Below are 26,315 nucleotides of genomic sequence, written 5' to 3'. Positions count from 1 at the left end.
TCGGGAGGAAGAAAAAATGAAGCATGGTTTTATCAAGGTGGCAGCGGCAACGCCGAGAGTTACCGTTGCAGACTGCAAGGCAAACGGAGAGGAAATCCTTAAGGCCATTCATGAAATGGAAAAGGAGCATGTCAAGCTGATGGTATTTCCGGAATTTTGTATCACAGGATATACCTGTCACGATCTTTTTCTCCAGAGATGTCTTCTGGACAGTGCGTGGGATGAGCTTCTGCATATTGCGGAGGAGACAAGGGAGACGGACGCCCTGATCTTTGTGGGACTCCCTCTGCGTCACAGAGGCAAGCTCTATAATGTGGCAGCAGCTCTGAATCATGGCCGTATCGTGGGATTTGTGCCGAAGACTCATATTCCGAATTATAATGAGTTTTATGAGCAGAGACAGTTTGCAGGTGCAGAGGAAGAAGATGTGGAATTTGTGGACTTCCTGAAGTGCGAGAAAAATGAGGAGGATGAGTTCTGGGATGAAATTCCTTTTGGAACAGAGCTGATCTTTGAATGTAAGGAATTTCCGGAATTCACCGTTGCAGCAGAGCTCTGTGAGGATCTCTGGGTCCCTGCGCCGCCAAGTATCCGTCATGCCATCAACGGTGCGCATATCATCGTTAATCTCTCTGCCAGTGATGAGATGGTAGGTAAGGATTCCTACCGGAGAACTCTGGTAAGCGGGCAGTCAGCACGACTGATCTGCGGATATATTTATGCCAGTGCAGGGGAAGGGGAGTCTACCCAGGATCTCGTGTTTGGCGGACAGAATATGATCGCAGAGAACGGTTCCATGCTTGCGGAAAGCAGACGCTTTGAGAACAGCATCATTTACAGTGAGATCGATGTGCAGAGACTGGCTGATGAGAGAAGAAGAATGTCCACGTATCCGGCAGTTTCTACCTGCAGTTATACAAGAGTTGATTTTTCTGTAGCAGAGGAGGAAACAAGACTTACCAGAAAATATCCACAGTATCCCTTCGTTCCGTCTGTGAAGGAAGAGCGTGATGAGCGCTGCGAGGAGATCCTGAACATCCAGGCTATGGGACTTAAGAAACGTATGGAGCATATTCACAGCAGGAGTGCGGTGGTAGGACTTTCCGGAGGACTGGATTCTACCCTGGCGCTTCTTGTAATGGCACGTGCCTTTGACAGGATGGGAATGCCGAGAGAACAGATCCACTGTGTGACCATGCCATGCTTTGGAACCACAGACAGAACCTATCAGAATGCCTGCAAGTTAAGCCGCTGCCTTGGTGCAAGGCTTACCGAGGTAAATATCAAAGAGGCGGTAAATATCCATTTCCGGGATATTGGACATGATCCGGAGATCCACGATGTGACGTATGAGAACAGCCAGGCACGTGAGCGTACCCAGATCCTGATGGATACGGCAAACAAGGAAGGCGGCGTTCTTGTGGGAACCGGAGACCTTTCCGAGCTGGCTCTTGGCTGGGCAACCTATAATGGCGATCACATGTCCATGTATGGTGTGAATGCTTCTGTTCCAAAGACACTGGTACGTCATCTGGTACGTTATTATGCGGATACCTGCGGAGATGAGGAACTGAAAGAGGTTCTTCTGGATATCCTGGATACTCCGGTAAGCCCGGAGCTTCTTCCTCCTAAGGATGGCAAGATCGCCCAAAAGACTGAGGATCTGGTAGGACCTTATGAGCTTCATGATTTTTATCTGTATTACATGCTGCGTGCAGGATTTACACCGGATAAGATCTACAGGCTTGCCTGCCTGACCTTTGACGGGATTTATGATAAAGAGACGATCCTGAAATGGCTGAAAACCTTCTATCGGAGATTTTTTGCCCAGCAGTTCAAGCGTTCCTGTCTGCCGGATGGCCCGAAGGTAGGTAGTGTGGCACTTTCTCCAAGAGGAGATCTCAGAATGCCAAGTGATGCAAGTGCAAGGATCTGGCAGGATGTGCTGGAGAAGATTGAAATCTGAACGTAGATCGCAGAGCGGAGAGCTTAAGTGTTCTCCGCTTTTTTTACTGCGTCCGTGATAGCTGAAAGGAGCACCTGGGAGGTATATTTCCGGTCTCCTGCATACTGAATGTCTTCCAGGGACTGACTGGAATAAATCTGACTTGCCAAAGAATCCAGAACCGGTTCCATAAGAGGATAGGAAGCTTTTGTCGTTTCATTTAAATTCACCAGACGGATGGCCTTGATCCTGTCAGCATTTACAGTAACTTCCACATCGAAGGTATTATCATTCAGAGTGATGGAAGAGGTATAGACGCCCGGCTTGTAGCGGGATTTTTCGCCGGCTGTATGACTGGCATTTTTTCCGGGACCGAACATGAAGAAAAGAACGACAGCCAGAACAACAGCCAGAGCCAGAAAGACAGCTGTGTAAATGATCTCTTTCATATGTAGAACGATGATCCTGGTTTTGGAACTCATGGCGCACGCCTCCCAAAGCTTTTTGTATAGTTTATTATCGGGATGGAGGATTTATGCCACAGCTGTGCGCAGACCATCCGATACCGTGTCTGGAAAAATAAGGAAAAGAGCAGGCAGATATTTCAGAATATGGAGAACGACCGTTCTATAGGAGCAGAATTTGTGGTATGATAGGAATACTTCAGGCGCAGGAGGGCGCCGGAATGACTGAAAATCTGCAAGTGATCGGGAGGATGAAGATGTCATTACAGTTTATCATAGGAAGTTCCGGAAGCGGAAAATCCTGTTATGCTTATCAGAATATAATAGAACAGGCGGGGCTGCACCCTGAGAAGCTTTTTTATGTGATCGTGCCGGAGCAGTTTACCATGCAGACCCAGAAGACACTGGTGGAGATGAGTCCGGGCAAAGGAATCCTGAATATTGATATCCTGAGCTTTGAGCGTCTTGCATACCGTGTTCTGGAGGAAGTTGGAGGAGACAGCCGCACCCTTCTGGAAGAAACCGGTAAGAGTATGGTGCTGCAGAAGATGGTACAGCAGCATGGAAAGGAGCTTTCCTATCTGGGAGGTCAGATGCGTAAAGCAGGATACCTGGATGAAGTGAAGTCTATCCTGTCGGAGTTTATGCAGTACGATATCCGGGACAGTGAGATTCAGGAGATGATCGAGGATTCCGGTGACAGAGCGTTACTTCAGATGAAGCTGAAAGACGTAGCTGTTCTTTACCAGGCATTTACCGGATATCTGAAGGATCATTATATGACGGGAGAAGAAGTAATGGATGCGCTGGAAAAAGCTCTTCCGTTTTCTGAAAAAATGAAAAACAGTGTACTTCTTCTGGATGGTTACACCGGTTTTACTCCTATTCAGATGCGTGTCGTGGGAGAACTTCTTGCTGTCTGTGAAAAGGTGATGGTAACGGTGACTATGGATGCGGATGAGAATCTGAGCATGAGAGGAAAACCTTATCAGCTTTTTTATATGAGCCGTCAGATGATCCACGGGCTTTCGGAGCTGACCAGGGAGATCGAGACGCCGGTTCTTTTGAAGGATGTGGGAAAATCCCGCTTTTCCCAGGCACCTGCCCTCCATTTCCTTGAAAAAAATATTTTCCGTTACCGAAAAAATATATACAAAAAAGCGCAGGATGAGATCTGCATGTTTTCGGCAGTGAACCCGCAGAAGGAAATGGAAGAAGCTGCCCGCCGGATCGCCAGACTTGTAAGGGAAAAGGGCTGCCGTTACGGTGAAATCGCCGTGATCACAGGGAATCTGGAGGAGTATGGCAATCTTGCAAAGCAGGTATTTACAGCAGCAGGAATCCCGTATTTCATTGATGAGAAGCATACGGTCCTGATGAATCCGTTTGTAGAATATTTCCGGGCAGCACTTGAGATGGCAGTGCAGGATTTTTCCTATGAAAGTGTATTCCGGTATCTCCGCTGCGGAATGTCCTGCGTGACCAGGGAGGAAGCAGACCTTCTGGAGAATTATGTGCTGGCTCTTGGTATCCGTGGATTTAAGAGATGGGATGAAGTGTGGGTGCGTATTTACCGGGGAATGCCGCCGGAAAGCATTCAGAGGCTTAATGAGATCCGGAAGCGGTTCGCAGATGAGACCAGAGAGCTTGCGCTAAGCTTTAAAGGCGGGAAAAAGACGGTCCGGGAATATTGTACTTTTCTCTACGAGTTTGCAGTGCGGAGCCAGGTGCAGCAGAAACTGAAGCATCAGGAACTGAAATTCAAGGAACAGGGCGACAAGGCCATGGAAAAGGAATATGCCCAGATATACGGAATCGTTATGGAACTTCTGGATAATATGGTGGAGATCCTGGGCGAGGAAACCGTGAACCGTCAGGATTTCCGACAGCTTCTGGAAACAGGATTAAACCAGGCCAAGGTGGCTCTGATCCCGCCAAGTATGGACCAGGTACTTGTGGGAGATATGGAGAGAACCAGGCTGAAGGATATCCGTGCACTGTTTTTTGTGGGAGTAAATGAAGGGAATATTCCGAAGAATACATCCGGCGGAGGAATGCTCACGGAGATTGACAGAGAATTTTTTAAAGATCAGGGGATCCAGCTTGCACCGGGGCCAAAGGAACTGATGAACATGCAGCGGTTTTATCTGTATCTGAACATGACCAAGCCAAGAGAACTGCTCTGTCTGTCCTTCTGTCAGTCTGACAGCCAGGGAAAAGCCCTGAGTCCGGCCTTTCTTGTCAGTAATATCCGGGAGATGTTTCCGAAAATGGAGATCCGGCAGTGCGGAGATATGCAGGAACCTATGGAATTACTGGAGCTTCCGGGAATCAGCCTGGATTATTTCCTGAGAGGGCTTGCAGGAGAAGCTTACCAGGATAATGCGGTCTTCCAGGAACTGTACAGCTGGTATCTTCAGAGCCCGGAATACAGGATCCTTGTAAAAAAACTTACAGAGGCATCTTTTTCAGAACGACCGTCAGACAAGATCGGAAAAACAGTGGCGAAGATCCTCTATGGAGAAATTTCTCCGTACAGCGCTACCCGGCTGGAGCGTTTTGCGGCCTGTGCATTTGCACATTTTCTGCAGTATGGCCTGAAGGTTACAGAACGTGCAGAGTATGAGTTCCGGGCTATGGATATGGGAAATGTCATGCATATGGCACTGGAAAAATTTGCGGTGGAAGTCCGCAAAGAGGGACTGGACTGGGCAGAGCTTACGGAGGAAGAGCGAAACCGTATCATAGACAGTTGTCTGGATCAGGTTTCAGCAGATTACGGAAATACGGTCCTTAAAAGCAGTGCGAGAAATGAATATATGCTCGAACGGACCAGACGTATTTTGCGGCGTACAGTGTGGGCTTTGCAGGAACAGCTGAAGCATGGAGCATTCCGGCCGGAAGGTTTTGAGGTGAGGTTTCAGGGCGGAAGGATCGACCGTGTGGATATCATGGAAGAGCCAGAGAACAATCGGGTCTATGTGAAGGTGATCGATTATAAAACCGGAAATACTTCGTTTGATCTGCTGGCGTTGTATCATGGCCTTCAGCTTCAGCTGATGGTCTATCTGGATGGTGCGTTACAGGTAGAAAAAAGAAAGTATCCGGATCGCGAGATCGTTCCGGCAGGTGTGTTTTATTATAATGTGAAGGATCCTATGATACAGGAGAAGATCCATGCGGATATGGAAAGCATCAATGAGCAGATGCTGAAGAAAATGAAAATGAACGGGCTTGTACAGGCAGATGATAATATGAGCACCAAAATCGACAGCACTATGGCCTCCATACCGGTGTCCCTGAACCGGGACGGAAGCTTCAGCAAAAGATCTTCTGTTGCATCCAGGAAGCAGTTTGATGTGCTGGGAGCGTATGTGCGGAGAAAGATCTGTGACATCCGGGAATCGATCCTGGATGGAAATGCGGCAGTGGAACCCTATGAACTTGGAAAAAAGAATGCCTGCACATACTGTCCGTATCTTACTGTGTGCGGCTTTGACAGGAAGATACCGGGATATGAGTTTCACAGACTGTCGTCCATCGGAGAAGATGCACTGTGGAAAAAGATCATGAAGGGAGAGGAAGAGAATGGCAGTGAAATGGACTGAAGAGCAGAAAAAGGTCATCACACTCCGGGACCGGAATATTCTGGTCAGCGCAGCAGCCGGTTCCGGTAAAACTGCAGTGCTGGTGCAGAGGATCTTAAGTAAGATCATGGATCCTTTGAAACCGGTGGACATTGACCGTCTTCTGATCATGACATTTACAAGGGCGGCAGCGGGAGAGATGAGGGAACGTATCGAACGTGGACTGGATCAGGCACTGGCTGAAGATCCGGATAATGAGCATCTGCAGAGACAGATGACGCTGATCCATACAGCACAGATCACTACCATTGACGGCTTTTGCGCCTATGTGATCCGAAATTATTTTCATCTGATCGGACTGGATCCGGGTTACCGGACCGCAGATGAGGGTGAACTGAAGCTTTTGCAGGAAGATGTGCTGAAGGAGCTTTTTGAGGATCATTATGCAGAAAGAAAGGCAGATTTTACTGCATTTGTGGAATGCTATGCGCCAGGAAAAACGGATGAAGGACTGAAAGAACATGTGCTGGAGCTTTATAATGCTGCGATGAGTAATCCATGGCCCGAAAAATGGCTGGACAGCTGTGTGGAGAATTATCATCTGGATCCGGAAAAAGGTCTTGAGGGGACGCGATGGTTCCGATATCTGTGGGAGGCAGCAGACTGTGCACTGAAAGAAGCGGAAGAGCTTACAGAAACCGCAATGAAGACCTGTCAGCTTCAGGATGGACCGGAGCTTTATCTGGAGGCTCTGGAAAAAGATATGATGCTGATCCTGCAGTTGAAGCAACTGTCCGTTAAAAGGGACTATGATGAGATGGCACAGAATCTCCGGGATCTGAAATTTGCAAGACTTTCCTCAAAAAAAATGGAGGGGGTATCGGAGCAGCTGAAAAATCTGGTAAAAGCTCTTCGCGAAGATGCAAAAGACAATTTGAAGGAACTGGGAATCCGATATTTTTACGGAAATCTGGATGAGCTGACGGAACTGACAGAAGCATCTGCACCACCGCTGGAGATGCTGGTGAAGCTGACAAAGGATTTTGCAGAGCGTTTCCAGGCAAAGAAGCGTGAAAAAAATGTTCTGGATTTTTCGGATATGGAACATTTTGCCCTGGATATCCTTCTGAAAAAGGAAGGAGAAAACTATGTGCCCAGCCAGGCGGCAAGAGAGCTTTCTGAAAAATATGATGAGGTTCTGCTGGATGAGTATCAGGACAGTAATCTGGTCCAGGAGATCCTGATGCAGACAGTTTCCGGCTGGGTCAATGAACGTAAAAATATCTTTATGGTAGGAGATGTAAAGCAGAGCATCTACCGTTTTCGTCTGGCCCGCCCGGAACTGTTCATGGAAAAATATAAGAGCTATTCGCTGGAAGACAGTCAGGAACAGCGGATCGACCTGCACAAAAATTTCCGAAGCAGACCGGAAGTTCTTGAAAGTGTCAACTTTATTTTCCGGCAGATCATGGGGGAAGATCTGGGAGGAATTGCCTACGACGAGGCTGCAGCTCTGTATCCTGGAGCTTCTTTTCCGGAAGGCCAGGATCAGGAATTTGTAAAAACAGAGATCCTTCTTGTGGATAAATACAGTCCGCTGCTGGAAGATAAGGATGAAGAAGTAACGGAGAATGAGAGAGAGCTGGAGGCCCTTGCCATTGCAGGAAAGATCCAATCTATGGTAGGGCATGAACGGGTGCTGGATAAGGAAACTGGAGAGTATCGACCTCTTCAATATGGAGATATCGTGATTCTGCTCCGGTCTGCTTCAGGCTGGGCAGAAACTTTTGGGGAGGTATTGAGTGCAAGAGGGATACCGGTATATACGGCATCCAGAACCGGATATTTTTCTGCAACAGAGGTTGTGACACTGCTGAATTATCTCCGGATCCTGGACAATCCGCTGCAGGATATTCCCATGACCGGCGTACTGCGTTCACCGATCGTTGGATGTACCACAGAAGAGCTGGCTGAGCTCCGGATCGCATATCCGGAAGGAATGATCTATGAATGTGTGTGCAGGTTTGTGGAGGATTACAGAGAGCATGGAAGCTTTGAGGAAAACAAAAAAATCCTCGGAGAGAAGCTGTCCTGTTTTATGGACACTATGAATGCACTTCGTGACAAGGCGGCTTACACGCCGGTGCATCAGCTGATCCTGGAGGTACTTGCACGCACCGGATATGGAGACCATGCAAAGGCAATGCCAAATGGTGAACAGAGGAATGCAAACCTGAACATGCTTGTGGAAAAAGCAATGGAATATGAGAAGACAAGCTATCGAGGCCTTTTTAATTTTGTAAGATATATCCAGAAGCTTCAGCAGTATCAGGTGGATTACGGGGAGGTAAATCTTTCCGGAACCGGGGAAAGTGCGGTACAGATCATGACGATCCATAAGAGTAAGGGACTGGAGTTTCCGGTAGTGTTTGCAGCAGGAATGGGAAAACGCTTTAATTTCCGGGATATGAACGCAAGTATCCTGATCCATCCGGAGCTGGGGATCGGTGCGGATGCGATCCTGCCGGAGAAGAGGATCATCGCTCCATCCCTGTGCAAGCAGATCATACGGAGAACGCTCCTGATGGAAAGCCTCGGAGAGGAGCTGAGGGTACTTTATGTAGCGCTTACACGTGCAAAGGAAAAACTGATCCTCAGCGGAACTATTGGAGCCTTGCGTCCGGAATTGGAGGAATTGTCCGCATTAAGGGACAGTGAGGAACCATTGCTTTCTCTGGGAAGAAGGCTTTGCGGGAAGACTTACTGGGATTATGTGCTTCCGGCACTGGTAAGACATCGCTGCATGGCACCATTATTTCATGAATATGGCATCTTTATGAATACCGCAAATCCTCTGTACAAAGATCCGGCAGAATTCATAGTTACAAGGGTCACAGCACGGGAACTGACAGAAAGTGAGGTTATGGAACAGGCGGAGCGGGAAATGAAGAAGGAAACGCTGGAGAACTGGAATCCGGGCAGAGTTTTTGACAGTGAGATCCGGGAGGAGATCCAGAGACGTTTTTCTTTTGTATATCCATATCAATATCTGGAAGACCTTCCTGTGAAGGTCAGTGTATCAGAACTGAAAAAGCGAAGCTACCACAGTGAGCAGGATCTGGAAGAAACGGTGGATTATGAGACGGAAGAAGAGATCCAGCCGCTGGTTCCCCGATTTATCGAGGAGAAGAAAGAGGAGGGATATACAGGGACACTTCGTGGAACGGCTTATCATCGTGTAATGGAATGTCTGGACTATCAGAAGACAGCAAACAGGGATGAGATCCGCAGACAGCTGAGAGAATGGGTTGACGCCAGGAAGATGGAAAGAAAAGAGGCTGAGTCGGTCCGGGTAAAAGATATCTGGAATTTTGTGGAAACACCCCTCGGACAGCGGATGAAAGCAGCTTCAGAGAAGAGACTTCTGTTCAGGGAGCAGCCTTTTGTGATCGCAAGAAAAGCTTCGGAGCTTGATCCGAAGTGGCAGTGTGAGGAAAATGTTCTGGTACAGGGAATCATTGATGCGTATTTTATAGAGGATGAAGAAATCGTTCTGGTGGACTATAAAACGGACTTTGTGAGACGTGGAGAAGAAAAGAAGCTGATCGACCGTTATCATGTACAGCTGGAGGATTACGCCCAGGCATTGGAACGGATGACAGGCCGGAAGGTGAAGGAACGGTATATTTATTCGTTTACTCTTGGAGAAGCGTTCAGTCTCTAATCTGAAAATGAAAAGATATGTTAATGTGGGCAGATATCCTGCGGCGGAGAGGTTATACTCTCCAGCCTGCAGGATATTTGTTTTTCAGGATCCCGTTTACAAGCTTTCCGAAGCCGAGAGGATAACCGTCCACGCAGAGAAGATGCCAGCCTTTTTTGTGTGCGGCCTCTTCCGGCTCGATCATAAGAGTTTCGCCTTTCAGATAACGGGTAAGCCGCTCGTCGGAAACCGGCAGGGAGATAACTGCTTCCACATCTCCTTTGTGAAGAGCCAGCGCCAGAGGCTGAGACGGCTCAAAACGGTTTTTCTTCAGATCACCCAGATAGAGGCCGTTTCGAAGAAAGGAGATTCCTCGGAGATCCAGCGGGAAGGGCAGCTGATAGTATACTTTATCTTTGCGGACTTCCACACGGTTCCAGTCAAATTCCTGACCGCCGATGGTTTTCAGGCCGATCTCAGAGAAAAATTCCTCCAGCCATTTCCGGGTGTTTTTGTCCGGCCCTTTTGCGGAAAAGCGGAAAACAGGTGGAAGAGAGTCGCCTTTTTTGCGGAACAGGGCGAGAAAATGGCCTTCACCATCCATTTTGTGTGGAAAGATTCGGACGCATTTTTGAAGTTCTTCCGGATTAAATGCATTTAAGTTTAATGCGATTTCGGAATCGGAAGTGTCTGCTGTGCCGGCATATTCCGGGCGGCCGCCGGAGAAGCCTTCATATCCTGGCATTTCCATAAGTTCCATATCCGGGCGTTGTCTGAGAAGATAGGCTGCCACTTCTTCGTCTTCACATGGGGAAAAAGTGCAGGTGGAATAAAGCAGCATTCCGCCCGGACGGAGCATATCGGCAGCTTTTAAGACCAGGTCTTTCTGGATATCAGAAAGCTCTGCGGATTTTTCCGGTGTCCAGTCGCGGGCAAGGGCTTCTTCTTTTCGGAACATGCCTTCCCCGGAGCATGGAGCGTCCAGAAGGATCTTATTGAAGAAAGCGGGAAAACGCTGGGCAAGTTTGGCGGGCTTTTCGTCGGTGACGAGCATATTTTTCATACCAAAAAGCTCCAGATTTCTGAGAAGGGCTCTGGCTCTGGAAGTACTGATATCGTTGGCAAGGAGAAATCCGGTGTCATTTAAGGCTGCACCCAGGGCAGTGGCTTTTCCTCCGGGAGCTGCACAGAGATCCAGGACAAAATCTCCAGGTTCGATGGGAAGCCTGGAAGCTGGTGTCATGGCACTTGGTTCCTGAAGATAATAAAGACCTGCCTGGTAGTAAGGACATCGTGCAGGGCGGCTTTCCTCCTCGTAGAAGTATCCTGTATTGATCCACGGGATCGGCCGGATGGGGAAAGGGGAAAGCGTCTGAAAGTCCTGGCAGGAGAGCTTGGCGGTGTTTACACGTAGACCGTAAGTGCGGGGATTTTTGTAGCTTTTCAGGAAAGCATCATAATCATCTCCCAGCATTTCTTTCATACGCTTCAGAAAAGGAAGCGGTAATGTCTGTATTTTATCTGAATCTGTCATAATTTCCTCCATAATATAAACTTGACTCTCTCGGATATTGTGTGAAAAGAGTGGTTTCCGAAAATATTATAAAGTATAGAGGGATTTTTCTAAATACTATTGACAAAACTATATTATACGATATATAGTATTATTCACAGAACAATATTACATGACTTATCATGTGAGCGTTGGATCGTGAAGTGATCGCGTTCATCAGCATGTAGTAAGACGGAATGTGAATGTCTGTTTTACAGGTCATAGAGAGGTGAGCAGATGGTATTTAATACAGGAGCAGCCCTGCTGGATGCGATCGTCTTGGCTGTTATTTCCAGAGAGAAGGACGGTACCTACGGGTACAAGATCACCCAGGATGTGCGAAGTGTTCTGGAGGTTTCAGAATCTACGCTGTATCCGGTCCTTCGCAGGCTTCAGAAGGATGAATGTCTGGAAGCCTACAATATGGAATATGCAGGAAGAAACCGGAAATATTATAAGCTGACAGATAAGGGCGCAGCGCAGCTGAATCTTTACAGAAGTGAATGGGAGATCTATTCATCTAAGATCACCAGGATGTTTGAGGAGGGAGTTTGATCATGAACAGAAAGCAGTTTATGGAACAGCTTGAACGGCTGCTTTCCGATATTTCAGAGGCAGAGAGACAGGAAGCACTGGAATATTATGAGGGATATTTTGATGATGCAGGTCCTGAGAATGAAGGAGAAGTGATCCGGGAACTGGGAAATCCGGGGAAGGTTGCTGCGATCATTAAGGCAGATCTTCAGGAGAACAGTGAAGATTACGGGGAATACACAGAGAACGGATATCAGGATACCCGTGTGAAAGAGAACGGGGAAATGCCGGACCATTATACAGAAGTAACCGTATACGGAAATGGACAGGGAGGGTCCCATCGTGATACGGGAAGCAAAGAAAATTTTGAAGACCGCAGGAAAAGACGTGCCCAGCGCGGCTATCACGCAGAGAAAAAGCAGAATAAGGCAGGGATCATTCTTGCGCTTATCGTTCTTGTTTTTGCGGCTCCTCTGATAAAAGGATTATTTGGCGGAGTACTGGGGATTTTGGTGACACTGGCATTGTTGCCTTTCCTGCTGACATTTTTTGCAGGAGTGGGATCGATCATCCTTGTGATCGGTGCAGCTGCGTGTATTGTTGTTGGAATTGCCATGGCGGTGTCTCTTCCGCCGGCCGGGATCCTGACTATCGGTATCGGATGCCTGATGATGGCACTTGGACTTTTGCTACTGTTACTGACGGTGTGGTTTACAGGTAAGATACTGCCGGCGATTCTGAGGAAATTTACGGGATTCTGCAGCAATCTCCTGAATGGAAGAAAGGCGGGAAAAGTATGAAACGTTTTCTGAAGGTAATCCTGATCCTTGCAGCAGTATTCGGTGTGGCAGGCCTGGGACTTACTGCCGGCGGAGCTGCCATGGGAGCGACTATGGGAGATGTGAGTGTGCTGGATCATGGAATCACGCAGGTGCTTCGTATTCTGGATCATGAAGACAGCTGGGAAGTGGAAGACTCCGAAGAAGATATGGATGAGCAGGAGGATGATTTTCAGGCAGATGCAGAGAGAGCGGTAACTGAGAAAGGCATTCTGGCAGACAGTGCAGACAGTTCCGCATATACGAAAGTATATGAGGCTTCGGCTGTGTCAGACCTTTCCTGCAATCTGAGATATGAAGAACTGGTTTTGAAAACATGGAATGAGGATAAAGTCCAGGTGAAAGTTTCAGGGAAGGATCACAATCGCGTTCAGATCAGCAATGACAACGGCAGTCTGAGAATTGCAAGTGATCAAAAAGTGAGAAACCGTTCCGTGGAAATTTTTTGCCCGGAAAACTTAAGCTTTCAGAAGATAAAACTTCAGATGGGAGCCGGAACCATCGAACTGGATGGTGATTTTAAAGCGGAGCAGATGGAAGTAAATGTGGGAGCCGGAACCATTGAAAATTCCGGCAGCCTGGATATAAAGGAAGCAGATTTTACAGTCGGAGTGGGAACTGCCGACATCAGTGAAATTCAGGTGGAAAAATTAAATGGCAGCTGTGGCATGGGAAATATGGAGCTTACACTTACAGGAAAAGCAGCTGATTATAATTATGAGCTGAAATGTGGTCTTGGAAATCTGGAGGTGGATGATTCTCTGGAAACATCCATCACTTCCGGAAATAAACAGATCACAAATGAAGGTGCTGCGAAAAATATAAAACTGGATTGCGGAATGGGAAACGTTCAGGTTGAATTTGAAGAAGATTAAAGGAGAAAGCATTATGAGCAACAAAAAACTTTACAAATCATCAGTAAACCGTATGTTATGTGGTGTCTGTGGCGGAATTGCAGAATACTTTGATATCGATCCGACTCTTGTCAGGCTGGTGTGGGTGATCATTACGCTGATGGGCGGAGCCGGAATCCTGGCGTATATCATTGCAGCGATCATTATCCCGGATTAAAAATGACAGTATCTGTAAAGGACGGACATATTTTTCAGAATGCATAATTTCTCCGAAAATTGTTCATACTCCATAAAAAAGATGAGGAGTGTGGAAGATGAACAGGGAGAAAGAAGTAAAGGCATATCTTGAGGGAAAGCTTTCCCAGGCGGAAAAACTGAAATACGAGATTGCCGATGAGATGGGAGTTCTGGATAAAGTGATCAAAGACGGGTGGAAAAGCCTTTCTGCAAAAGAAACCGGACGGATCGGTGGTCTTATGACAAAAAAGAAGAAACATAAAAAGTAAAATACAGCCTGAAGGAACAAGGCGGAATGACGCCGGAAAAGTCCTTCGGGCTGTATTGAATTATAAGAAAATTTTTCTGAAAAAAAGAAATTTTTTTGACGGTTCAGGGTGGACTGACCAGTGGAAAAGAGCTATACTGTTGGAATAACAGAGGAGGTATGAATGAACATGGGTGAAAAAATTAATAACATTCTAAAGGGTGAGATCATCTCCTCAGTATTTTATATACTGCTTGGACTTTGCCTGATCCTGATCCCCACGCAGACGGTGGATGTGATCTGCAAAGTAGTATTCGGGCTGATCCTCATCGGAGTTGGCATTTATCATATTTATATTTACATACGTGGAAAAGCGAAAGCTACGATCATGGATCTTCTAAGTGGTGTGGTTGTTTTTGTACTGGGTGTGTTTCTTTTTATGACACCTTCCATCGTGATCAAATTGCTTCCATGGATGCTCAGCGCATTTGTACTGGTTGACAGTCTGTGGAAGTTTAAAGGAGCTTTCCTTCTGAAAAAAGGAGGAAACGGCGCATGGAGCGTGCTTTTGATCGGAAGTCTTGTTTTCATTGTACTTGGAATCGTGATGCTGTTTGGAAGATTTCCGAAGATCATGACTCTGCTGATCTTTTCCGGCTGGGTGCTGGTGTGTGACGGAGCTGCGGATATCGTATTCTATATTATTATGAAGCTGGGGCTTCGTAAGATTGCAAAAAAAGCAGAGACAGAGAAGGAAGATTCTGGTGCAGACAGTTCAGATGCTGTAAATGAAACGGCAGATATGGATGTGCCAAATGATACAAAAACCCAGGATGAAAATGCGCCAGGTGAGCAGCAGAGCGGGAATGAAACAGAATATCCAACAGACACAGACGGATATTCTGCGGACAGAAAAGAGACAGAAGAATCGACAGAACCGGAAGAAGAGCAAAAGCAGGAGAATTCCTGCTGGGAAAAAGAACCGGAGGATGTGGAGATGAAGCTCTGGGATGTAGGCAAAGACCAGGCGGAAACCGGCAGCCTGAAGAACCTTCTGGATGGTTCCGATGAAGACCTGGAAGAGTGGAAGGACTGACCCTTCTCTTGCATCATCTGTCATTCCGTGGTAAGATGTGCACATGAAAAATACAGATAAAAATATAAAGATACTGATGATGGATTTTTCCGGAATATATGAGGATCAGCAGTTCTGGAGGGGAAAAGAAGTATCCCGGGTGGAGGCCAGGGACATTCCCGGAACCAACTGCTACTGCGATGAGGATGCGATGAATACCATTCGCAGCCGTATTGCCCCTTATTCTTCCGGAGGGATCCATTTTATTGATTCCGGAAACTATCACTATATGACAAGGATCTGGCTGGAAAAGATATCGGAGCCTTTCTCGCTTCTTGTATTTGACAATCACACGGATATGCAGCCGCCAGCATTCGGAGGTCTGCTTTCCTGCGGAGGATGGATCTATGATTCTGTTATGGAACTTCCATTGCTTAAAAGGGTGATCCTGATCGGCCCGGATGAGGAGGCTTTTTCCAGAGTGGAATCGGAGATTCAGGAAAAGGTGGAGTTCTTGAGCAGAGAGAAGCTTCTGGAAATGGAAGAAGCGCAAGTGTGTGCGTTTGTAAGCGAGCATGTGGGAAAGCTGCCGCTGTACATTTCTGTGGATAAAGATGTTCTCTGCAAGGATGATGCGGACACGAACTGGAGCCAGGGAGACATGCGCCTGAATACGCTGCTGGAATGCCTGAAGAGGGTCAGAGAAATATGTGCAGAGGGAATCCGGGGCGTGGATATCTGTGGTGAATGTGATGTGGCAGAATCTGGAAACAGCGCCTTGAATGACCGGGCCAATGCTGCTTTGCTGGAGTGTTTTCTGTCCGCATACGGGAGCGAAGATCATGACGGAAATAAGAATAAGATAACAGGAGGAAACTGATGAAAAATGAACTTCTTACCATCGGGCCCTTTACGGTATATGGTTATGGTCTGATGATCGCCATTGGAATTGTGGCAGGCTGCCTGACTGCAGAATACAGAGCCGGAAAACAGAAGCTTGACAGTGAACAGATCTTTCCAATGATCCTGTGGTGCCTGGTAGGGGGATTTTTCTGTGCAAAGCTTCTCTTCTGGATCACAGAGTGGAAATCAATTGTTCAGGATCCGGGATTTATAATGGAAACTTTAAGCTCTGGTTTTGTGGTGTTTGGCGGTATCATCGGCGGGATACTGACGGGGCTTTTGTACTGCAGGATCAGAAAGTTAGTATTTTTTAAATATGCAGATGTGATCCTGCCATCTGTGGCATTGGCCCAGGGATTTGGACGGATCGGATGTTTCCTGGCGGGCTGCTGTTATGGAAAAGAGACAGAGAGTATTTTTTCTGTGATATTTCAGAATTCTGAATATGCGCCCAATCACGTGGCGCTGATCCCGACGCAGTTGTATTCCAGCGGACTGGATTTTCTGCATTTTCTTCTGTTGTTGCTGATCGCACGGAACAAAAAAGAAGATGGTCAGGTCACTGCCTGTTATCTGATCTTTTATAGCATTGGACGGTTTGTGATCGAGTTTTTCCGTGGGGATATTATCCGTGGAAGTGTGGGGATTTTGTCGACGTCTCAGTTTATCAGTATTTTTACCGGGATTGCGGGAATCGTGCTGCTGATATTGATCAGGAAAAAAAGAGACAGCAAGAGCTGCGTTTAAACGAATCAGGGAAGTTCCATGTATCAGGAAAAAGTTGGACAATAGTGGTATAAGGACAGGCTTTCGCTGCATACATCTATGAAAAAGGCGAAAGCAGGCCTGTCATGCTCAGAAAAGAAGATTTTGAACCAAATATGAAAACAGAGGATAAGATCCCCGGAGCGCAGACGGAAAATCCGGCACAGAGTCAGCGCTTCGGGGATTTTATCGTGAAATATATGCAGGATGTCCAGGATACTATGGAACTTTTTCCGGGGACATCTTTTCAGGCAATCAATGAAATTTTCGGTGTTCTTTATGTTCCGCTGGAAAGTATGGGAGAGATCGAGGTTACGGGAATCTCCTATAATTCAATCCCGAAATGCTATACCTACATGGATATGGAGGCAGCAGGGGAATCAGGGATCAACAGGCTGCACGATCACCCCTATCTGAAGCTGCGTGGAAAAGGTACTGCGGTGGCGGTAATCGATTCGGGGATTGATTATCAGAATGAAGTGTTTCGAAATGCAGGCGGCTCCAGAATCGCTTATTTATGGGATCAGTCAATAGAAGATGAAGAACAAAATCAGTCTGGGCGGGAATCGGAAGCTGAAAATGGAGATGCAGATAATTTGCCGGAAGATGGGGATGATATAACAGATACAGAAGTTCCATATGGCAAATTATTCCGGAAAAAGGATATTGACCGGGCACTGGATTCCGAGGATCCGTTTGCCATCGTGCCATCCAGAGATACCAACGGCCATGGCACGGCACTGGCAGGTATTGCTGCCGGAAATATGGTACCCGGAGAAAATTTTACCGGAGCAGCACCGGAGGCAACCCTGATCATCATCAAGGTAAAGCCGGCAAAACAATATCTCCGGAATTTTTATCTTTATCCTCCGGAGGCAGAAGCTTTTCAGGAAAATGATGTGATGATGGCCATTGCTTTTGCGATTACCCAGGCCAAAAAGCTGAAGATGCCACTTTCTATCTGTCTGGGAATCGGAAGCAGCCAGGGCGCACATCTGGGGACCAATGCGTTAAGCCAGTATGTGGACTATGTGGCAAATTTTTCCCAAGTATCCGTATCTGTGGCAGCAGGAAACGAAGGAAATACCAGAAACCACAGTGCAGGCTTTTTTTCTCAGGGAAGGGAGCAGATCGTGACGGAGCTTCGTGTGGCGGAAGGAGAGCAGGGCTTTACAATGGAATTCTGGGGTGAGCCGCCGGAAATCTACGGGCTTTCCATTCAGTCACCTACAGGAGAGATACTGGAGATAAGCAGCTCCATCGGTTTCAGGACTCAGGAGCTGTCATTTGTTTTTGTGGAAACAAAGGTGTATGTGAATTATATCCTGATCGAGCGTCAGACCGGATATTCGCTGGTGTATATTCGATTTTTCCATCCGGCGTCCGGTATCTGGAAAATTTTTACCAAGGCAAGAAATCAGCAGAACGTAAAGTTCCATATGTGGCTTCCTGTGGAAGGGCTGATCTCCCAGGATACTTATTTTCTGGAACCATCCCCCTATACTACGGTGACAGCGCCGGGAGACGCCAGGAACAGCATCACGGCAACCGCCTACCAGCACCGTGACGGAAGCATCTACATTGCAGCAGGCAGAGGCTATACGCCAGATGGCATGATAACTCCACATCTTGCAGCTCCTGGCGTTAACGTAAAAGTGCCGCTGGTACGAGGCGGATTTGGAACCCGCTCCGGAACCAGTATATCCGCTGCACAGACCGCCGGCATCGCGGCACTTCTGTTTGAATGGGCGATCATACGGAATAATCAGCCGTTTTTTACCGGGAGCAGCGTGAAATATTATCTGCAGAGAGGCGCAAGAAGAGAAGAAAACATGCAGTACCCAAACCCGGAGTGGGGGTATGGGAGGGTGGATCTGTATCATACCTTTGAGTTGCTGACGTGAGCTGATCTGTTTTTTTGATCATGTATGCTGCTTATTATTTATATATAAAGGAAAAACGATTTCCCGGATCGCAGAAGAAACTCAATGGAAAGATGTATAGATATTACATTTGGAAAAGTAATAAAAGGATACGAAAGTACTAATTTTGGAAAAAATATTCATATAGATAATTCACTTTGTATCGTGTACTATAAATATATGGAAAAAATATATAATGATACAAAAGGGAGGATTTTACTATGGAGCTTTCAACTTTGGTAAAAATGTCAAACACTTACGGAAGCAATCCGGCTTATGTTCTGGCAGGAGGCGGTAATACTTCTGTAAAAGACGATACAACACTGTATGTAAAGGGATCCGGTACACAGCTTGCTACCATTAAGGCAGAGGAATTTGTCAAAATGGACAGAGCCCGTCTGAATGAGATCATGAAAACGGAATATCCGGCGGATGATGTGAAGCGTGAATCGGCATATCTTGCAGATGTAATGGCGGCAGTGACCGATGAGGATAAAACAAAACGTCCCAGCGTGGAAGCGCTGCTCCACAATCTGTTTGCCTATACGTATGTCCTGCATGTTCATCCGACACTTATCAATGGACTGACCTGCGGAAAGGGCGCAAAGGCTCTTTGCGAAGAGCTTCTTGGAAAAGATGTACTCTGGATCGATATCTGCAAACCGGGATACACACTTGCCCGCATCTGCTTCGAGAAAATGAATGCCTATAAAGAAGAAACAGGAAAAGACGTGCAGATCCTTCTGCTTCAGAATCACGGAATTTTTGTTGCGGCTGATACTGTAGAGGAGATTGGCGTTTTATTCGATGGTGTGATCGGAAAGCTGGAAAAGCAGGTAAAGAGAACTGCGGATGTAAGTGATGCAGTTACACCTGAAAAAGAGCAGGCAGCACAGAAGCTTTCCAGTCTGCTTGGACATGCGGTGGAAGTCGTACCGGCTGCGGAGGCTGATAATTTTGTAAAAGACAAAACTGCTGCAGCACCTCTTCTGAAGCCGTTTACTCCAGATCATATTGTATATTGCGGACCTTATCCGTTATTTGTAGAAAATATTGATGAGGCGAAAAATGCGATGGATGCATTTATGACAGAGCATGATAAAGAGCCAAGACTGATCCTGGTACAGGGCGTTGGCGCATTTATCATGGAAGATGACAAAGGAAAGGCAGCAAAGGCACAGCTTCTGGTAAAGGATGCGATCAAGCTTGCAGTGTATGCGGAGAGCTTTGGCGGCCCGCTGCAGATGACCGATGAGATCACATATTTTATCACACACTGGGAAGCAGAAGCATACCGCAGTAAGAAATAAAAAAGAAAAATATATAGAGAAATAAAGAAAATGCGCCGGGAACTGTTAAGAAATTCCCGGTGCATTTTTATCGAATGACGGATACATCTGTTCAGGACAGAGTTACGCAGCAAATGTGGATATTTTTATCCGCATTACCACAAATCTTATTTCCGATACACGAACGCCGGCAGTCCGTCCTCGCCAACCGGAACATTTACAGTTCCCTGGATCAGAGGGCGGGCATAGCGGATAAAGTCTTCGGTGACATCGGAGCCGTCTTCTGTGATCCATTCTACAGGGACAGTCTTTTCTTCGTTGCAGATAACGTTGACATCCTCCAGTGTGCATTTCATGGAGTATGGAGAATCACTCTGACGTTTAAATGCGATCATCTTTCCGGTTTCGCCGTTCAGGGCGGCCTGTACACCAAATTCACCGGCGAGAATTGCTTCCTGCTGGTCTGTCTCAGAGAGCATGGAGACAGAGCAGCGCTGGCTTACATTGAGCTCTACGGAGCGGGCTTTGACACCAAGACGGCTGCGTACAAGATTCTCAAGATATTTACCGCAGCCAGCAAGCATCTTGTGACCGAAGGCGTCGGTTCCGGCAGCGCTGTCGTATTCGCAGATGAATGTGCCGTCTTTATCGTGGATTCCCTCAGATACACAGACTACGACGTTGCAGTTTTTCTCAAAGGCAGCATGAACTTTCAGGAGAAATTCTTCTACATCGAAATTGGTTTCCGGAAGATAAATGAGAAGCGGATTGTCTCCGACGTATTTCCGGGCAAGGGCAGCAGCTCCGGTGAGCCAGCCTGCGTGACGTCCCATGATCTCGATGATAGTGACGGATTTTTTCTCGTAGACACAGGCGTCCAGGGTGATCTCACGGACGGTGGAGGCTACGTAGCGGGCAGCACTTCCGAATCCGGGAGTATGGTCGGTGTTTACAAGGTCGTTATCAATGGTCTTCGGCTCACCGAGGATACGGATGTCACTGCCAATCTTTTCGGCATAGCGGGAAAGCTTGCTGACGGTATCCATGGAATCATTGCCGCCGATATAAAAGAACCAGCCGATGTTCATCTCCTCGAATTTCTGAAAAAGCTTCGGATAAACCGGATCCTCCAGGGATTCCGGAAGCTTGTAACGGCAGGAGCCGAGATAGGCGCCGGGTGTCCAGGTAAGAGCGAGAAGCTGCTCTCCCGGAAGTGCTTCCTGGAAATCAAGGAATGTTCCGTTTAAAAATCCCTCAATGCCGTTGACCATACCATAAACATGGTCGATCTCCTCTGTATGTTTAAGTGCTTCAGATACCACACCGTAAAGACTGCTGTTGATAGCTGCGGTCGGTCCGCCGGATTGTCCTGCGATAAGGTTCTTTTTTGACATTTTGATACCTCCTGGGTGTTGTTTTTTATATTGTAACAGAAATAGGAGAAGATAACATCTAAAAAAATCACCTTTTTTATAAAAAAATTACTCTAGCAAATGGTTATATCATAGTAATATAATAGTATAAACAGAGAAAAGAGGTGAAAAAACGATGACAGTAAGAAAAGTACAGTTTGAGAGCATGGATGAAGTGAACCGTTTTCTTGATGTGACGGAGCATTTTCCGTTTGCAGTGGATCTGAAAAGGGGAAGCAGGACAGTAAATGGCAAATCCATTCTTGGAGTTGCATCTATTGGCCTTGGCAGAGAGATGGACTTTTGTGCACATGTGCCGGAGCTTGCGCCGGAGATCACATCCAGTCTTGGTTTTTGCATGAGGTAGGTTTAAGAGGAGAAAAAATAAATAATGGTTGATCGATGGTGAATGAGGATATCGTAAGGTCGCAGAGGCGATGCTCGGTATCCTCATTTTTGATATATGACAAATACAAGTATTTAGAAAAAAATCTAAATAGTTATTGACTGGGAAAGTCGAAAATGATATATTCTATTTAGAAATATTTCTAAATACTATCCGAAAGGAGGAAGCCATACACGATGGCGTTTGCAGAAACCTTCAAGGCACTTTCGGATCCTGTGCGGAGAGAAATCCTGCAGCTTCTGAAAAACGGGAAAATGTCAGCTGGTGAGATCGGAGGACATTTTGACATGACGGGTGCAACCATATCCTATCATCTGAAAATTTTGAAGAAAGCAGATCTTGTGTGGGAAACGAAGGTGAAGAATTTTGTGTATTACGAACTGAATACCACAGTTGTAGAGGAACTGCTTCTGTGGCTCAGTGATCTGAAAGGGGGAAAGAATGATGAAAGGTGAAGAAAGAAAAGAGTTTCTGAAGGAATATAAAATGTCCCTGATCTCCGGGAGTATCCTTACGATCTCCCCGTCACTGGCAGGGATCCTGCTGTGGGACCGTCTGCCGGAGAAGATCGCAACACATTTTGATCAGCACAATGTGGCCAACGGCTGGAGCAGCAAGCCGATGGCAGTTTTTGGAATTCCGTTTCTGCTTTTGCTGATCCATCTGTTTTGCGTGTTTTTTACAGCCAATGATCCAAAGAGAAAAAATATCAACAGGCGTATTTTTACCATGATCCTGTGGCTGGTTCCGGTGGTGTCTGTGATCACCTGCATGACGATCTACGGACTTGCTCTGGGAATGGAACTTGATATAGGTGTGATCGTGAATATCATGGTAGGTATCATGTTTATCATTCTCGGAAATTACGTTCATAAGGTGAAACAGAATTATACAGTGGGAATGAAGCTTCCCTGGACTTTGAACAGCGAGGAGAACTGGAACCGTACCAACCGTATGACAGGCTGGATACTGATCCTGTCAGGGCTGCTTTTTCTTATGAATTCGCTGCTTCTGAAAACGGAAATTGTTTTGGCGGTAATTTTTGTGGTCATCCTTGTGCCAATGATCTATTCATTTATTCTTTATAAAAAGGGAATCTGAGAAAAATCTTCAGACCGTCATTGTCGTGAAAAGGCAATGGCGGTTTCTTTTTTAACAAAAAATAATGTTCAAACAAAGCGGTACGTGATATGATAATGTCATACAAAAGCATTTTCTCGAACACTATAAACAGACAGCAGACAGGAGGGATCATTATGACAGAATTAAGCCGTTTTCAAAAAGATGTGGAAGTTGCTGCCACTGCTCTTGAAATGCGGGCAGAGAACGAGGATGCCAAAGAAGAGGCTATTCATCTTTACCGGAAATTTGGAAGTACCAAGCAGGAGCCGCTGCGGCTGGCAGTTGCCCTGCGGGGATATTTTCTGGAGGAAGGTGTGGAGGAAGAGGAACGCGCGCATTATGGAGCATATCTTAAGAAAAGGATCCGTCCGGCTGTGGAACGTCTGATCCTGGAAGATGACTGGGAAAAGATCGAGAAGCTTTATGAGAACGAATGGTTTGGGGAACAGGAACTGGAAGTGTTTCTGAAACTGGCCGAAGAGTGGAGGAGACCTGCGGCGCTGATGGGACTTCTCCATTTGAAAAAAGCAAATTATGGATTTAAAGAGAAAAAATTCGAGTTGTGATTTTTTTTCAGGAAATCAGGAAAGGAGGCGTTCGGTGGACCGGAGGCAGGAAGAGCTTGGAATACATATCCTGGAAAACATAAGGAACGAGCTGTACTACTATTTTCCATATCTGGACGGTGCCTTTGCCTGTATTTCCGGGAAGGGCTCAGAGCAGACCGGAACCATTGGAACAGACGGAGCTTTCTTCCTTTTTTCCCCGGAATATCTGCTGGAGCTTTATGTAAAAAGGCCGGAGGCAGTACGAAGAGGTTATCTGCACATGCTGCTGCACTGCCTGTATCTGCATCTTTTTCGGGAAGATCAGGAGGACAGACGCTTATGGAACCTGGCCTGTGATATTGCAGTAGAACAGATCATTTCCAGGGAAAAGATTCCGATTCTGGAGACAGGCGGCGATGCGAAAAAAATCCGTGAAAAGGTTTTTCATATTCTGGGAGACAGGTCGGATTCCGCAGAAACGATATGCCGGAAGCTGAAGGAACAGGCTTTTCCGTTCCACCTGGAAGAACTGGAAGAAGCCTTTCATTTTGACGATCACACCTTGTGGGACACCTGCACAGGAGAAAAAGGAAAAAGAACAAAGGAAAAATGGAACAAGCTTCTTTCCTATACTGACGCTAACCGTCAGGATCACCGGAAACGGCGGGGAAGCCAGAAAGGGGACCAGAAGGAAGAAACAGGAACGGTAAGATCCGGAAGGTACGATTACAAAAAATTTCTCCGTCAGTTTTCTGTGCTGCGGGAAGAGGTGGAACTGGATACGGAAAGCTTTGATTATATTTTTTATAATTACGGGATGGAGCATTATGGAAATCTTCCGCTGATCGAGCCGCTGGAATATAAGGAAGTGAACCGTCTGGAGGAGCTGGTGATCGCCATTGATACTTCCGGCTCCTGTGATGGAGAGACTGTGCGGAGATTCCTTGGAGAAACGTATTCCATTCTCAGTGAAAAAGAGAATTTTTTCCATAAAATGAAGGTGTACCTGATCCAGTGTGACTGCTGTATCCAGGATGTTAAGGTGATCCATTCCGAGGAAGAATGGAAGGAATACAGCAAAAATATCACCATACAGGGCCGGGGCGGAACAGATTTCCGGCCGGTGTTCCGGTATGTGAAGGAGCAGCAGGAGAAAAAAGAAATCCGCAGTCTTAAGGCTCTGATCTATTTTACAGACGGGGACGGGATATATCCCGGAAGCAAACCGGATTATGAAACGGCCTTTGTATTTTTGCATAAAACAGAAAAAATGGAGCTTGTTCCGCCCTGGGCGATCCGGCTTGTGGCAGAGCAGGAAGGAGTGCGTTACAGAACATGAATATAAAAGAGGCAAAAGAAGAGATCAAACATACCTTACTGGCTTACAACCGGAAGGATGCAGCCGGGCGCTATACATTTCCCAGACTCCGGCAGCGTCCTATCCTGCTTATGGGACCTCCCGGAATCGGAAAAACAGCGATCATGGAGCAGGTGGCAGAGGAATGCGGGGCAGGTCTGGTAGCTTATACCATCACCCACCATACAAGACAGAGTGCGGTAGGACTGCCAAGGATCGTGACCCGGTGCTACAATGGAAAAGAGATCAGCATCACAGAGTATACTTTAAGTGAGATCATTGCTTCTGTGTATGATTGTATGGAACGTACCGGGAAGAAGGAGGGAATCCTTTTTATTGATGAGATCAACTGTGTTTCCGAGACACTTGCACCCACTATGCTGCAGTTCCTTCAGAACAAGACCTTCGGAAGTCACAGCGTGCCGGAAGGATGGCTGATCGCGGCAGCAGGAAATCCTCCGGAATATAATAAATCGGTCCGGGAGTTTGATATTGTAACACTGGACCGTGTACGGAGGATGGATATCGAGGCAGATATTGATGTGTGGATGGAGTATGCCTGGAAAAAGGAGATCCACGGATCGATCCTGGCTTATCTCGGCATGAAAAAGGATCATTTTTATTCTGTGGAGAATACAGTGGACGGGAAATTCTTCGTGACAGCAAGAGGCTGGGAAGACCTGTCTGAGATCCTGAAGGCTTATGAGGAACTGGGCGTGGAGATCACGGAGAATCTGGTCGGGGAGTATTTGTGCAGAGATGAGATCGCAAGAAGCTTTTTTGCCAGCTATCAGCTGTACCGGAAGTACGGAGAGGACTATGGCCTGGAACGCCTGCTTTCCGGAGAGATGCCGGAGGAAGAGCAGCAGAAAAAGGTAAAAATGGCGAAGGATGCTTCTTTTGAGGAACGTTTCCTTGTGACAGGGCTTCTGCTTGACGGCCTGAACGGAAGTTTTCTGACCTATGAGAAGATGGATGGTGAGACAGGTGCTGTTTATCAGGAACTTCTGCATTTGAAAGCTTTTCTCCAGGATAAAAAGGACATGACGGCGCTGGATGAATTTACAGATATGAAGAAGAAAAGTCTGGCTGTCCGTCTGGAGGCGGAGCTTCTTACCGCAGATCAGCAGACCACGGAAGAGCTTGTGATCCGCACTCTGGAAGAATTCAGCCTTACTATCCGCAAGGAGCATATCACAGAAACAGAGGCTGGCTTTGAACGGATCCGGCAGCTTTTTACGGAAATGGCGGAGAAGAGAAAGGCCTGTGCGAAAAAAATCACCGGGGAGCTGGAACAGGCATTTGCATTTATGAAGGAATGCTTCGGGGACGGACAGGAAACGGTGCTTTTTGTTACCGGATTGACCCGGAACACCCATGCGGCGGCCTTTATCCGGGAGTATGGCTGTGATCCTTATTTTGCCTGCAGTGAGAAGCTTCTTTACCGGAAACAGGAGAAAAAGCTTCAGGAGGAATGTGCGTCACTATTAGAAATATGAATGATCCCTTAACGAATACTTATGACTGAAAGGGGCCTGACATCTTGACAGGAGG

Annotated in this window: 22 protein-coding genes; 19 read left to right on the top strand and 3 right to left on the bottom strand. The window is 46.8% G+C overall.

What is annotated here, in order from left to right; translation table 11 throughout:
• Window positions 1–16: 16 nt before the first annotated feature.
• Window positions 17–1,966: an NAD(+) synthase gene (locus EYS05_RS01450; RefSeq protein WP_138276425.1), complete on the top strand. Its 1,950-nt coding sequence runs from the start codon at window positions 17–19 to the stop codon at window positions 1,964–1,966.
• Between the two features lie 23 nt (window positions 1,967–1,989).
• Here EYS05_RS01450 and EYS05_RS01445 read toward each other — a convergent pair whose 3' ends face one another.
• Window positions 1,990–2,427, bottom strand: coding sequence for an FMN-binding protein (locus EYS05_RS01445; RefSeq protein WP_138276424.1), 438 nt, complete (start codon window positions 2,425–2,427; stop codon window positions 1,990–1,992).
• A gap of 203 nt (window positions 2,428–2,630) precedes the next feature.
• Here EYS05_RS01445 and addB point away from each other — a divergent pair, with 203 nt between their 5' ends.
• Together addB and addA are read left to right on the top strand one after the other, a co-directional pair.
• Window positions 2,631–6,017 (top strand): helicase-exonuclease AddAB subunit AddB, encoded by a 3,387-nt coding sequence (gene addB, locus EYS05_RS01440; RefSeq protein ID WP_330575517.1) that lies wholly within the window; start codon window positions 2,631–2,633, stop codon window positions 6,015–6,017.
• Window positions 5,998–9,720 (top strand): helicase-exonuclease AddAB subunit AddA, encoded by a 3,723-nt coding sequence (gene addA / locus EYS05_RS01435; RefSeq protein ID WP_138276423.1) that lies wholly within the window; start codon window positions 5,998–6,000, stop codon window positions 9,718–9,720. Before addB ends, addA begins: the two co-directional genes overlap by 20 nt.
• Window positions 9,721–9,772: 52 nt before the next feature.
• Here the strand turns inward: addA and EYS05_RS01430 are convergent, their stop codons facing one another.
• Window positions 9,773–11,233, bottom strand: coding sequence for an RsmF rRNA methyltransferase first C-terminal domain-containing protein (locus EYS05_RS01430; RefSeq protein ID WP_174235822.1), 1,461 nt, complete (start codon window positions 11,231–11,233; stop codon window positions 9,773–9,775).
• 255 nt (window positions 11,234–11,488) lie between these two features.
• Between EYS05_RS01430 and EYS05_RS01425 the strand changes: the two genes are divergently transcribed.
• The 10 genes from EYS05_RS01425 to EYS05_RS01380 all read left to right on the top strand — a co-directional run bounded on the left by EYS05_RS01425 (window position 11,489) and on the right by EYS05_RS01380 (window position 19,937).
• Window positions 11,489–11,806 (top strand): PadR family transcriptional regulator, encoded by a 318-nt coding sequence (locus tag EYS05_RS01425; RefSeq protein WP_015527209.1) that lies wholly within the window; start codon window positions 11,489–11,491, stop codon window positions 11,804–11,806.
• Window positions 11,807–11,808: 2 nt separating this feature from the next.
• On the top strand, window positions 11,809–12,585 hold the full coding sequence (locus EYS05_RS01420; protein WP_118514276.1) for a DUF1700 domain-containing protein: 777 nt from the start codon (window positions 11,809–11,811) through the stop codon (window positions 12,583–12,585).
• The gene (locus EYS05_RS01415; protein ID WP_118514278.1) at window positions 12,582–13,499 is read left to right on the top strand and encodes a DUF4097 family beta strand repeat-containing protein; all 918 of its coding nucleotides are present in this window, start codon (window positions 12,582–12,584) and stop codon (window positions 13,497–13,499) included. The genes EYS05_RS01420 and EYS05_RS01415 overlap by 4 nt, the downstream gene beginning before the upstream one ends.
• A gap of 13 nt (window positions 13,500–13,512) precedes the next feature.
• Complete coding sequence (locus EYS05_RS01410; protein ID WP_021977077.1) at window positions 13,513–13,695, top strand: PspC domain-containing protein; 183 nt, start codon at window positions 13,513–13,515, stop codon at window positions 13,693–13,695.
• Between the two features lie 97 nt (window positions 13,696–13,792).
• Window positions 13,793–13,984 (top strand): small, acid-soluble spore protein, alpha/beta type, encoded by a 192-nt coding sequence (locus EYS05_RS01405; protein ID WP_015527205.1) that lies wholly within the window; start codon window positions 13,793–13,795, stop codon window positions 13,982–13,984.
• A 168-nt stretch (window positions 13,985–14,152) separates the two neighbouring features.
• Window positions 14,153–15,058, top strand: coding sequence for a DUF308 domain-containing protein (locus EYS05_RS01400; RefSeq protein ID WP_158293292.1), 906 nt, complete (start codon window positions 14,153–14,155; stop codon window positions 15,056–15,058).
• A gap of 43 nt (window positions 15,059–15,101) precedes the next feature.
• A complete protein-coding gene (locus EYS05_RS01395; RefSeq protein WP_138276422.1) occupies window positions 15,102–15,917 on the top strand; it encodes an arginase family protein in 816 nt (271 codons plus the stop codon).
• Entirely contained in the window at window positions 15,917–16,687 is a 771-nt protein-coding gene (locus EYS05_RS01390; RefSeq protein ID WP_138276421.1) for a prolipoprotein diacylglyceryl transferase, read from the top strand. Before EYS05_RS01395 ends, EYS05_RS01390 begins: the two co-directional genes overlap by 1 nt.
• Before the next feature lie 104 nt (window positions 16,688–16,791).
• On the top strand, window positions 16,792–18,609 hold the full coding sequence (locus EYS05_RS01385) for a S8 family peptidase (RefSeq protein WP_138276420.1): 1,818 nt from the start codon (window positions 16,792–16,794) through the stop codon (window positions 18,607–18,609).
• Between the two features lie 239 nt (window positions 18,610–18,848).
• Window positions 18,849–19,937: a class II aldolase/adducin family protein gene (locus EYS05_RS01380; protein WP_110103225.1), complete on the top strand. Its 1,089-nt coding sequence runs from the start codon at window positions 18,849–18,851 to the stop codon at window positions 19,935–19,937.
• A gap of 146 nt (window positions 19,938–20,083) precedes the next feature.
• Here the strand turns inward: EYS05_RS01380 and EYS05_RS01375 are convergent, their stop codons facing one another.
• Window positions 20,084–21,310: a 6-phosphofructokinase gene (locus tag EYS05_RS01375; RefSeq protein WP_138276419.1), complete on the bottom strand. Its 1,227-nt coding sequence runs from the start codon at window positions 21,308–21,310 to the stop codon at window positions 20,084–20,086.
• 154 nt (window positions 21,311–21,464) lie between these two features.
• Here EYS05_RS01375 and EYS05_RS01370 point away from each other — a divergent pair, with 154 nt between their 5' ends.
• From EYS05_RS01370 to EYS05_RS01345, 6 genes are all read left to right on the top strand, one after another.
• Window positions 21,465–21,695 carry an HPr family phosphocarrier protein gene (locus tag EYS05_RS01370; protein ID WP_110103223.1) on the top strand — a complete coding sequence of 77 codons (231 nt, stop codon included), beginning with the start codon at window positions 21,465–21,467 and terminating at the stop codon, window positions 21,693–21,695.
• A 215-nt stretch (window positions 21,696–21,910) separates the two neighbouring features.
• Window positions 21,911–22,189, top strand: a complete 279-nt coding sequence (locus EYS05_RS01365) for an autorepressor SdpR family transcription factor (RefSeq protein WP_015527197.1) — start codon at window positions 21,911–21,913, stop codon at window positions 22,187–22,189.
• Window positions 22,176–22,835 carry an SdpI family protein gene (locus tag EYS05_RS01360; protein ID WP_306466244.1) on the top strand — a complete coding sequence of 220 codons (660 nt, stop codon included), beginning with the start codon at window positions 22,176–22,178 and terminating at the stop codon, window positions 22,833–22,835. Before EYS05_RS01365 ends, EYS05_RS01360 begins: the two co-directional genes overlap by 14 nt.
• A gap of 155 nt (window positions 22,836–22,990) precedes the next feature.
• Window positions 22,991–23,422, top strand: a complete 432-nt coding sequence (locus EYS05_RS01355) for a hypothetical protein (RefSeq protein WP_092068357.1) — start codon at window positions 22,991–22,993, stop codon at window positions 23,420–23,422.
• A gap of 34 nt (window positions 23,423–23,456) precedes the next feature.
• Window positions 23,457–24,743 carry a vWA domain-containing protein gene (locus EYS05_RS01350; RefSeq protein WP_243119182.1) on the top strand — a complete coding sequence of 429 codons (1,287 nt, stop codon included), beginning with the start codon at window positions 23,457–23,459 and terminating at the stop codon, window positions 24,741–24,743.
• Window positions 24,740–26,260 (top strand): ATP-binding protein, encoded by a 1,521-nt coding sequence (locus tag EYS05_RS01345; RefSeq protein ID WP_138276417.1) that lies wholly within the window; start codon window positions 24,740–24,742, stop codon window positions 26,258–26,260. Before EYS05_RS01350 ends, EYS05_RS01345 begins: the two co-directional genes overlap by 4 nt.
• Window positions 26,261–26,315 lie beyond the last annotated feature (55 nt).

Origin of the sequence: Blautia sp. SC05B48, from assembly GCF_005848555.1 — a bacterium.
Lineage (GTDB): Bacteria > Bacillota > Clostridia > Lachnospirales > Lachnospiraceae > Blautia_A.
The sequence above is the reverse complement of the archived record's forward strand: the minus strand, read 5'-3'. Positions and strand labels throughout refer to the sequence as shown.

Bases quoted from the DNA above. Each gene is read 5' to 3' on its own strand.
- EYS05_RS01450 (WP_138276425.1), top strand. From the start codon at position 17: ATGAAGCATGGTTTTATCAAGGTGGCAGCGGCAACGCCGAGAGTTACC.
- EYS05_RS01445 (WP_138276424.1), bottom strand. From the start codon at position 2,427: ATGAGTTCCAAAACCAGGATCATCGTTCTACATATGAAAGAGATCATT.
- addB (WP_330575517.1), top strand. From the start codon at position 2,631: ATGACTGAAAATCTGCAAGTGATCGGGAGGATGAAGATGTCATTACAG.
- addA (WP_138276423.1), top strand. From the start codon at position 5,998: ATGGCAGTGAAATGGACTGAAGAGCAGAAAAAGGTCATCACACTCCGG.
- EYS05_RS01430 (WP_174235822.1), bottom strand. From the start codon at position 11,233: ATGACAGATTCAGATAAAATACAGACATTACCGCTTCCTTTTCTGAAG.
- EYS05_RS01425 (WP_015527209.1), top strand. From the start codon at position 11,489: ATGGTATTTAATACAGGAGCAGCCCTGCTGGATGCGATCGTCTTGGCT.
- EYS05_RS01420 (WP_118514276.1), top strand. From the start codon at position 11,809: ATGAACAGAAAGCAGTTTATGGAACAGCTTGAACGGCTGCTTTCCGAT.
- EYS05_RS01415 (WP_118514278.1), top strand. From the start codon at position 12,582: ATGAAACGTTTTCTGAAGGTAATCCTGATCCTTGCAGCAGTATTCGGT.
- EYS05_RS01410 (WP_021977077.1), top strand. From the start codon at position 13,513: ATGAGCAACAAAAAACTTTACAAATCATCAGTAAACCGTATGTTATGT.
- EYS05_RS01405 (WP_015527205.1), top strand. From the start codon at position 13,793: ATGAACAGGGAGAAAGAAGTAAAGGCATATCTTGAGGGAAAGCTTTCC.
- EYS05_RS01400 (WP_158293292.1), top strand. From the start codon at position 14,153: ATGGGTGAAAAAATTAATAACATTCTAAAGGGTGAGATCATCTCCTCA.
- EYS05_RS01395 (WP_138276422.1), top strand. From the start codon at position 15,102: ATGAAAAATACAGATAAAAATATAAAGATACTGATGATGGATTTTTCC.
- EYS05_RS01390 (WP_138276421.1), top strand. From the start codon at position 15,917: ATGAAAAATGAACTTCTTACCATCGGGCCCTTTACGGTATATGGTTAT.
- EYS05_RS01385 (WP_138276420.1), top strand. From the start codon at position 16,792: ATGCTCAGAAAAGAAGATTTTGAACCAAATATGAAAACAGAGGATAAG.
- EYS05_RS01380 (WP_110103225.1), top strand. From the start codon at position 18,849: ATGGAGCTTTCAACTTTGGTAAAAATGTCAAACACTTACGGAAGCAAT.
- EYS05_RS01375 (WP_138276419.1), bottom strand. From the start codon at position 21,310: ATGTCAAAAAAGAACCTTATCGCAGGACAATCCGGCGGACCGACCGCA.
- EYS05_RS01370 (WP_110103223.1), top strand. From the start codon at position 21,465: ATGACAGTAAGAAAAGTACAGTTTGAGAGCATGGATGAAGTGAACCGT.
- EYS05_RS01365 (WP_015527197.1), top strand. From the start codon at position 21,911: ATGGCGTTTGCAGAAACCTTCAAGGCACTTTCGGATCCTGTGCGGAGA.
- EYS05_RS01360 (WP_306466244.1), top strand. From the start codon at position 22,176: ATGATGAAAGGTGAAGAAAGAAAAGAGTTTCTGAAGGAATATAAAATG.
- EYS05_RS01355 (WP_092068357.1), top strand. From the start codon at position 22,991: ATGACAGAATTAAGCCGTTTTCAAAAAGATGTGGAAGTTGCTGCCACT.
- EYS05_RS01345 (WP_138276417.1), top strand. From the start codon at position 24,740: ATGAATATAAAAGAGGCAAAAGAAGAGATCAAACATACCTTACTGGCT.